Origin of the sequence: Occallatibacter sp., from assembly GCF_049802275.1 — a bacterium.
Taxonomy (GTDB): domain Bacteria; phylum Acidobacteriota; class Terriglobia; order Terriglobales; family Acidobacteriaceae; genus Telmatobacter.
The window spans coordinates 1-8,168 of record NZ_JBARMD010000499.1; the positions used below are offsets into that span (position 1 = coordinate 1).

General features: G+C 59.0%; 6 protein-coding genes and 2 pseudogenes. 4 read left to right on the forward strand and 4 right to left on the reverse strand.

The window, feature by feature from the left end; translation table 11 throughout:
* Nucleotides 1–330, reverse strand: a pseudogene (locus WA354_RS17370) (glutamate formimidoyltransferase); the annotation flags it as partial.
* A gap of 272 nt (nucleotides 331–602) precedes the next feature.
* Between WA354_RS17370 and WA354_RS17375 the strand changes: the two are divergent.
* The 3 genes from WA354_RS17375 to hutI all read left to right on the forward strand — a co-directional run bounded on the left by WA354_RS17375 (nucleotide 603) and on the right by hutI (nucleotide 4,167).
* A complete protein-coding gene (locus WA354_RS17375) occupies nucleotides 603–1,007 on the forward strand; it encodes a nuclear transport factor 2 family protein (protein ID WP_472814286.1) in 405 nt (134 codons plus the stop codon).
* A gap of 71 nt (nucleotides 1,008–1,078) precedes the next feature.
* Entirely contained in the window at nucleotides 1,079–2,782 is a 1,704-nt protein-coding gene (gene hutU, locus WA354_RS17380) for a urocanate hydratase (RefSeq protein ID WP_472814287.1), read from the forward strand.
* Between the two features lie 140 nt (nucleotides 2,783–2,922).
* Nucleotides 2,923–4,167: an imidazolonepropionase gene (gene hutI / locus WA354_RS17385; protein WP_472814288.1), complete on the forward strand. Its 1,245-nt coding sequence runs from the start codon at nucleotides 2,923–2,925 to the stop codon at nucleotides 4,165–4,167.
* A 69-nt stretch (nucleotides 4,168–4,236) separates the two neighbouring features.
* Here the strand turns inward: hutI and WA354_RS17390 are convergent, their stop codons facing one another.
* On the reverse strand, nucleotides 4,237–4,725 hold the full coding sequence (locus WA354_RS17390) for a hypothetical protein (RefSeq protein WP_472814289.1): 489 nt from the start codon (nucleotides 4,723–4,725) through the stop codon (nucleotides 4,237–4,239).
* Between the two features lie 388 nt (nucleotides 4,726–5,113).
* A complete protein-coding gene (locus WA354_RS17395; RefSeq protein ID WP_472814290.1) occupies nucleotides 5,114–6,523 on the reverse strand; it encodes an APC family permease in 1,410 nt (469 codons plus the stop codon).
* Nucleotides 6,524–7,092: 569 nt separating this feature from the next.
* On the opposite strand from WA354_RS17395, the gene WA354_RS17400 reads away from it, so the two are divergent.
* A complete protein-coding gene (locus tag WA354_RS17400) occupies nucleotides 7,093–7,857 on the forward strand; it encodes a hypothetical protein (RefSeq protein WP_472814291.1) in 765 nt (254 codons plus the stop codon).
* A 23-nt stretch (nucleotides 7,858–7,880) separates the two neighbouring features.
* Here WA354_RS17400 and WA354_RS17405 read toward each other — a convergent pair.
* A pseudogene (locus tag WA354_RS17405) lies at nucleotides 7,881–8,168 on the reverse strand (phytoene desaturase family protein); the annotation flags it as partial.

Genomic DNA, 8,168 nt, shown 5'->3' on the forward strand with positions numbered 1-8,168 from the left:
ATGCTTCGCCATCGCCACGCAATCTTCCAGGGTCACTCCGTCGATCGGGATAAACGGCACCACATCTGCCGCGCCCATCCGCGGATGCGCGCCCTGGTGTTGTGTCAGGTCAATCAGTTCGGCGGCCTTGCCCACGCCGCGAATTGCCGCCTCCTGGATTGCCTCCCGCTCGCCCACGAGCGTGATCACGCACCGGTTGTGATCCGCATCCATCTCGCGATCGAGCAGGTACACTCCAGGCAGCTTCATGGCCTCGACAATGGCGTCCACCTTGGCCTTGTCGCGCCCCTCAGAGAAATTAGGTACGCATTCTACCAATGTATTTGGCACGAAGAGAAGGATAAATCAGAGGGCACGTCAAGATGTCATTACGACAGACTTCTGAGAGAGGGAGCTGAGAAACCAGGCTTGGCTTGACGTGCTGCATATTATTTGCTCATGTCATTCTGAGCGGAGCATCTTGGGGCCCCGCAGACAATGTCTGTGGGGTAAGCGGAGCGAAGAACCTGCTTTTTCTCTCTCCATTTCCTAACGTCAGGATTCCAGTTCAACACGCATACCATCGGATATATCCTCAACTTGCCCATAAACCAGGAACACTGATGCACGACCTGCACGACTTCGCCACCCGTTACACCGCTGCATGGTGCAGCCAGAACGCTGCGAGCGTCGCCGCCTTCTTCTCGCCGCAAGGCTCTCTCACCATCAACAGCGGCACCCCAGCCGTCGGCCGCCCCGCCATCACTGCGGCTGCGCAATCTTTCATGACGGCTTTTCCCGATATCGAGATCAGGATGGAACGCATCGTTCAGCGCGGCGACCACGCCGAGTATCACTGGACCCTCATCGGCACGAATACCGGCCCCGGCGGCACCGGAAATCGCGTCCGCATCAGCGGCTTTGAAAGCTGGCGTTTCGGTTCAGACGGCCTTATCGCCGAATCACAAGGCAAGTTCGACAGCGCCGATTACATGCGACAGCTCGCCGGCGAATCTTCTTCGACTTGACTCGGTACGGCAAGCAACCTCAACTCCCACGGTAGTATCCTCAGTGTGTCGATCTCGCAGGAGTTTTTCTCATGACCACAACCAGCGCGTCCCCCATCATCCGCGCCCCGCGCGGCAACACTCTCCGCTGTAAAGGCTGGCAGCAGGAAGCCGCCCTCCGCTGCCTCATGAACAACCTCGATCCCGAAGTGGCCGAGCGCCCGCAAGACCTCGTTGTCTATGGCGGCATTGGCCGTGCCGCGCGAAACTGGGAATGCTTCCACGCCATCGTTAATGAACTCGAGCGCCTCGGCCCTGAAGACACGCTCCTCGTCCAATCCGGCAAGCCTGTCGCTGTTTTTCCCACCCACGAAATGGCTCCGCGCGTCATCATCGCCAACTCCAACCTCGTGGGCAAATGGGCCACGTGGGATCACTTCAACGAACTCGACCGCAAGGGCCTCATGATGTACGGCCAGATGACGGCCGGCTCGTGGATCTACATAGGAACGCAGGGAATTCTGCAGGGCACATTCCAAACCTTTGCCGCCCTCGCCGAACGCCACTTCGGCGGATCTCTCAAAGGCAAGCTCGTCGTTACCGGCGGCATGGGTGGAATGGGTGGCGCGCAGCCCTTGTCCGTCACACTCAATGGCGGAGTCATGCTAGCCATCGACGTCGATCGCAGCCGAATCGAGCGCCGCGTTGACACACGCTACTGCGACACCATCAGCGAGGACCTTGACGAAGCGCTCACCCTCTGCGAGTCCGCCCGTCGCGAAGGTCGGGCCCTCTCGGTCGGACTCGTTGGCAACTGCGCCGATATCCTGCCCGAAATCGTTCGCCGCGGCGTCCAGGTCGACGTCGTCACAGACCAGACCAGCGCCCATGATCCGCTCAACGGCTACATCCCGCAGGGTCTCGGCTTCGCGGATTCAGCCCGCCGCTCCCACCGTGATCCGATCGCAGCCGCCACCGAACTCCGCCACCGCGATCCCGAAGAATACGTTCGCCGCTCCACCGCCTCCATGGTTGTCCATGTCGATGCCATGCTCTCCCTGCAGCGCTCCGGCGCCGTCACCTTCGACTACGGCAACAACATCCGCCGCTTCGCCTTCGATGCCGGATGTGCCGACGCCTTTCTCATCCCCGGCTTCGTCCCCGAGTACATTCGTCCGCTCTTCTGCACCGGCGCTGGCCCCTTCCGCTGGGTCGCGCTCTCCGGCGATCCCAAGGACATCGATGTGACGGATGATCTGGCGCTTGAGTTATTCCCGGAAAACGAAATCCTCACCCGCTGGATGAAACTTGCCCGCGGCCGTTTTGCATTCCAGGGTTTGCCCGCGCGCATCTGCTGGCTCGGATATGGTGAGCGCGCCAAAATGGGCGAAGCGATGAACGACCTCGTGAAGAAGGGGAAGATCTCCGCGCCCATCGCCATTGGCCGCGACCACCTCGACACCGGCTCCGTCGCCAGCCCTTATCGCGAAACAGAAAAGATGCTCGACGGCAGCGACGCTGTAGCTGACTGGCCGATCCTCAACGCGCTGCTCAACACCGCATCGGGCGCAACGTGGGTCAGCTTCCACCACGGTGGCGGAGTAGGCATGGGCTACTCACTCCACGCCGGCCAGGTAACAGTAGCCGACGGCACTAACATTGCCTCCCACAAGATCGCAAGAGTCCTCAACAACGATCCAGGAATAGGCGTAGCCCGCCACGCCGACGCTGGCTACGAGCTAGCCCAGCAAACCGCCAAAGAGAAGGGAATTCACATTCCCATGACAAAGAGTTGAACCAAGATTGATGCGCCGGGTGCCCCATCCATTCCGCGTCGTTTGCGGAATGGGTGGGAAACCTCGATATTCAACCAAGCACGAACCGCTAACTCGGTAACCCGCTACCCAGCGCGCAAGCGCCGCTGACTTGATAATTCATGCAGACCGCCATCGTCAACATCGGTCAACTCGTCACTCTCTCTGGTCCCGCAAGCCCCCGCACCGGCGCAGGACTCAACGACCTCGCCATCATCGAAGATGCGGCGATGCTCATCGAACACGGCCGCATCACTGAAACCGGCAAATACTCCGAACTCAAATCCAAAATCCCACCCATCGCGACAATCATTGATGCTGAAAACCGCTGCATCACCCCCGGCTTCGTCGACGCCCACACCCACCTCGTCTTCGCCGGCAATCGCGCCGCCGAATTTGAACAACGCATCGCCGGCGCCACCTATCAGCAGATCGCCGCCGCCGGCGGAGGCATCCTGCACACTGTAGCACTTACCCGCGCCGCCACTGAAGATGAGTTACTCGCCTCCGCCCGCCGCCATCGTGACTGGATGCTTCGCTCTGGCACCACCACGCTCGAAGTCAAATCCGGCTACGGCCTCGACCACGAGACCGAACTCAAGATGCTTCGCGTAATTCGCCGCCTGAACGATGAAGGCCCCGCACGCATCGTCCCCACGCTGCTTGCCGCCCACACCGTTCCACCCGAATACAAAGACCGCCGCGCCGACTACGTCCGCTTTATCACCTACGAACTGATTCCCGAAGTGGCTACCGCGGAGCTTGCCCAATACTGCGACGCCTTCTGCGACGACCACGCCTTCACCGTCGACGAATGTCGCACCGTCCTCACGAGCGCAAAGAAGCACGGTCTCAAACTCCGCATCCACGCCGAGCAATTTAGATCAGGCACAGGCGCAGATCTCGCTGCCGAGCTCAGTGCAGCCACAGCCGACCACCTTGAAACCGCCGCCGAAGAAACGTTGCAGCATCTCCGCGCCACCGGCACCCAGCCCGTCCTGCTTCCTGGCTCTGTCTTCGCCCTGAGTCGCACCCAATACCCGCCCGCGCGCAAAATGATAGAAGCCGGCCTGGCCATCGTCCTCGCCACCGACTTCAACCCCGGCTCGTCGCCAGTGCCGTCGATGCCGTTCATGCTCTCGCTGGCTTGTCTGCAAATGGGCCTGTCGCCCGCCGAAGCGCTCACGGCGGCCACCATCAACGCGGCGCACTCGCTCGGCCTTGGCGGAGAGATCGGCTCGCTCGAAGCAGGGAAGCAGGCAGAGTTTGTCATCCATGAGTTCACCGACTACCGCGAACTCGCGTACTTCATCGCCGCGCCCATGCGCCCCAGGGTCTTTGTCAAAGGCAGGGAAGTAACCCTGTAACATCCCTCCCAGGTCCCAAAGGCGAGGACCCAGGGCACCCGCATTGTGCTTATGTGACGGAAACCAGGACTAGCTGTCGTCTTCTTTTTCTTCGCCGTCATCGACCTCATCGTAGCCGGGGTCGCCGGGCCTGATGACGCGGTCGCACTGATTGTTGTAGGAGCAGTCATTGCAGTCCTCTTCATCCTCACAGATGTAGCTGTCGGGAGCGAGTTCCTCGCCGGTCGCGCTCTGCTGGGCCGACTGCACGACGTCATCCGGATCAAGGCAAACGGTGCTCGTGATGAGGCGGGAGGCGATGCGAAGCCCGTTGAAGAGAGCAGACGCTTTTCTCAGATCGAGACGTCCGTGGATGATGGCGTCGTTGATTCGAGCGACAGAGAGTTGAACGGCAGCAGCATCCTCGGGCGGCGGCAACTGGAGAGGTCCGAATTTCAGATCAGGCTCGGCGCCGACGTTGTGGAGTTTGGCGTGGTAGTAACAGAATTGTCCGCCTTTGAGCGCTGGGGACTGGCAGCGCAGCCCGTTGATTTTGACGTGCCGGCATTCCATGTACATGAATGGAGCTCCTTTTTTTATTGTTTTCAGGCAAGTTCCTGAAAAGAGACCAGTTAGCCTCGACAAGCGTTTTGTAAGCTATTGATTCAGAAAGGCTTAAGTCCTAAAGTCTTGAAAGAAAGGAAGATAGCGGCGTCTCTTTCGAGATTCTGCCGGGAAACCGTGTAGACCTGCACAAATGCGATCGGCCCGGTGTGATCGATCACCGGGCCGATTGCGGCAGCTACGTCGCTTATTGCTACTGAGAGCAGTGTAGAGATTTATAAGAAATAACGTGCAATATTCCGAGAGAATTTATTTCGAATGGAAGCAGGAACATGGCGGTGTTTTGAGAGAGTGAGGTGTTGACAGTTTTTGGAGGTGTGCCATTCGAGGAGCGAATTTTTCGCTACGCCGCCACCGTCTCTCTACGCGCCCTTCGCCTCTCAGCCACAAAAATCGCTACTCCAAGCCCCAGCTGCACGAGCGTCGCGCCTGCCACTTTCACAACGGCCATCAACTTGTCTGGCTGGTCTGCACCCGGAAATAGCGACAGCACAATCGTCGTCGCAGTCGCCGCGAATCCCACAACAGCCAGCGCAATCGCCGTTGGCTTTCCTCCTGGCACTCGGCGCACATTGGGCCCCGCCGGCTCCCATTGCAGCCGAATCATCGACGCAAACAGCAGCAGGTACGGAATGAAATAGGAAATCACCGCCATGCTCACCAGCACGTCATAGGCGCCGCGTACCGTCGTTCCCATCTGCCCCAGTATCGCCACCAGCACACTCGCGAGCCCATACACGCCGATCGCCACCCACGGCGTGCGATAGCGCCGATGGATTGACCCGAATACCGGTGGAAGATAATGATCGATCCCAGCCACAAACGGCAGCCGCGACGTCGACGACAGATTCGCTGCCGTCGATCCCACGCTGTTCACACCTACCAGCAGCGCAATCGGCACCAGCATCCATCCCAGTCCCAGTTTTGTGCTCAGCGTTTCCACGCCATTCACAAATCCCTGCAGCCCGCTTACCGCATCACTCGGCAGCGCTACCAGCAGCGCCATCGTTCCGCCGATATATCCCAGAGTCACAATCGTGCCGCCCACCAGGATCGCCCACGGCATCGTTTTGCGCGGGTTCTGAATCTCGTCGCCCATCGCGCTTGCCGCCTCCACGCCGCCAAACGCGAAGAACACCCCCGACCAGAACACCGCATTATCCAGGGACCAGTGCGGGGTCATGCTCGCCATGGTGAACGGTGTCGCCGGCCCAAACCGCATCCACGATACAGCCGCCATCATCATCAGCAAGGCGAGCGGCACCAGGCTTCCGATGGAACAAATGTTATTCAGCCACTTGCCTGCATCTACCCCGCGAATATTCAGCGCGATGATTGCGGTCAGCCAGAACGCCGCGAATCCCATGAAGTACAACGGGCTGCTGTTCAAATGCTGCGCGCGCGGCCCGAACGCAATCAGCACGGAAGCTGCGCCGAAGTAAAGCACGCCTGCAAAGAACGGAAGATTGCTCATCCAGTACATCCATGCCGCGATAAATCCCGTAAAGTCGCCGAACGCCGTCCGCGTCCACACGTAGATTCCGCCCTCTTCCGGATGCCGCGACGACAACTCCATTACGCTCGCCGCCAGGGGAATAAAGAAGCAGGTCAGCGCCGCAACCCAGATGACGAGGATGCTTGGTCCTGCTGCCGCAGCTGTCGAAGTCCAGCGCACATTGAGCGCCACAACGACATAGAACAGCGCCAGGTCGCGAAACCGAATGCCTCGTTTCAGTGCTGGAGCTTGTGCCATGTGCGTCGCAGCATAGCAGAGCAGTACCAGGCGACGAAACTAAATCTGTGAACCCGCGGAATCCAGCGGCAGGGATGATGCCAGTGCCTTTTCGAAGCACCAAGGTTCGTCGTCAACGCAAGTTCACAGAAACTGTGAAACGGTGAGATATCGACCGGTCGGCGATTGATCAACTTCCGGTCAGGAGGCGATTTACCCAGAACTCAGAGAGTTTGAAGGTCCACTGGTCAATAGACGCACGGCGGTTTCTCGGATTGAGCGGCGCGAAATGTCGGGCTGGATCGCTGAATTCTCACTCGCGTGGCTCAATAAGCAAACTCGTGCTTTATACGTTCGCGAATGGAAGTGGAGGATGGTGAGATTGAGGGTTACCCGCCCACTCATCGCAAAGGCGATGAATGGGGCACAATCTTCCATCCTTCCCGTGGGCTAAAGCGCAAGTGCGCACCTGCCACGACGGGATCAGCTGCCTGAAAAAGGGACCGAATCTAGAAATTTAGATGAACGATTTTCAAATCCCTCGTACTATACCTGGGTGGGAGAATTTCAGCACGTGGTCTGGAGGTGCTGTGCGAAGTCTCTTGCTCGTAATCTTTGCTCTAGCGATTGCCGCCGCGGCTCAGCAGGAATGGTCTCCGGAGACGCAACTCGATGGCGGGGTATCCCAGGTGCTTCAGAGCATCTATATTCCGCCGATGCATGACGCGCCATTCACTGCGACTGTGCATACCGAGTGGGCGCGACCGCTGGCGGGCGGAGGCAGCGAGACTGCGGTGAATCAGCGCAAGGTGGCCCGCGACCGCGATGGACGGATCTATGAAGAGCGCTGGTTGCTCGTGCCGAAGAACAGCGATGTGAAATCAGAGATGAACGTGATTCAGATTTACGACGCGAATCAGCACTCCGGTTACGACTGCTTTCTGTTGGGGCGCAAACACGGTAGATGCGAATTGAAGGATTATTCTCCTTCTCCGCACGTCGAGGTTTCGATTCGAACGGGCCCGTTGCCGAAGAACGCAGGATATCGAACGCACGAGGATCTGGGCGTCAAGGATATTGAGGGCATTGAGACGGTTGGGACGCGCGATACGACGGTGGTGAACGCTGGAGTGATGGGGAACGATCAGCCGATGACCTTTGTGCGTGAGTACTGGCGCTCTCCGAAGCTTGGAATCAACCTGATTTCCATTGTGAGCGATCCACGCTTCGGCAAACAGACGTTCACTTTGTCGGATATCTCGGTGACGGAGGTCGATCCGAAGTACTTTCAACTGCCGGATGGCTTTGTTATCGACGATCAACGTAAGGAGAAGACAGAAACTGAGACTCAGTGAGTAGGTCCAACTCAAGCTGCGGCTTACTTTCCGCCCAAATCCTTCAGGACTGCCATCGCTGCGTTCCGGCCGTTGATCCCGATCACGCTGCCGCCGGGATGTGTGCATGCGCCACACAGATACATCCCCTGCATCGGCGTTCGCGCGCTCAGGCGGTTCGACCACATGTACTGCGGCAGGCACTCGCCTTGAAAGATATGTCCGCCCGTCAAACCCACCTTCTCTTCGATATCCGGGGGGCCGAGCACCTGTGCCTCGATCAACGCGGAGTCGAGGCCTCCGTCGCCAATATTGCTGCAGAACCGGGCCAG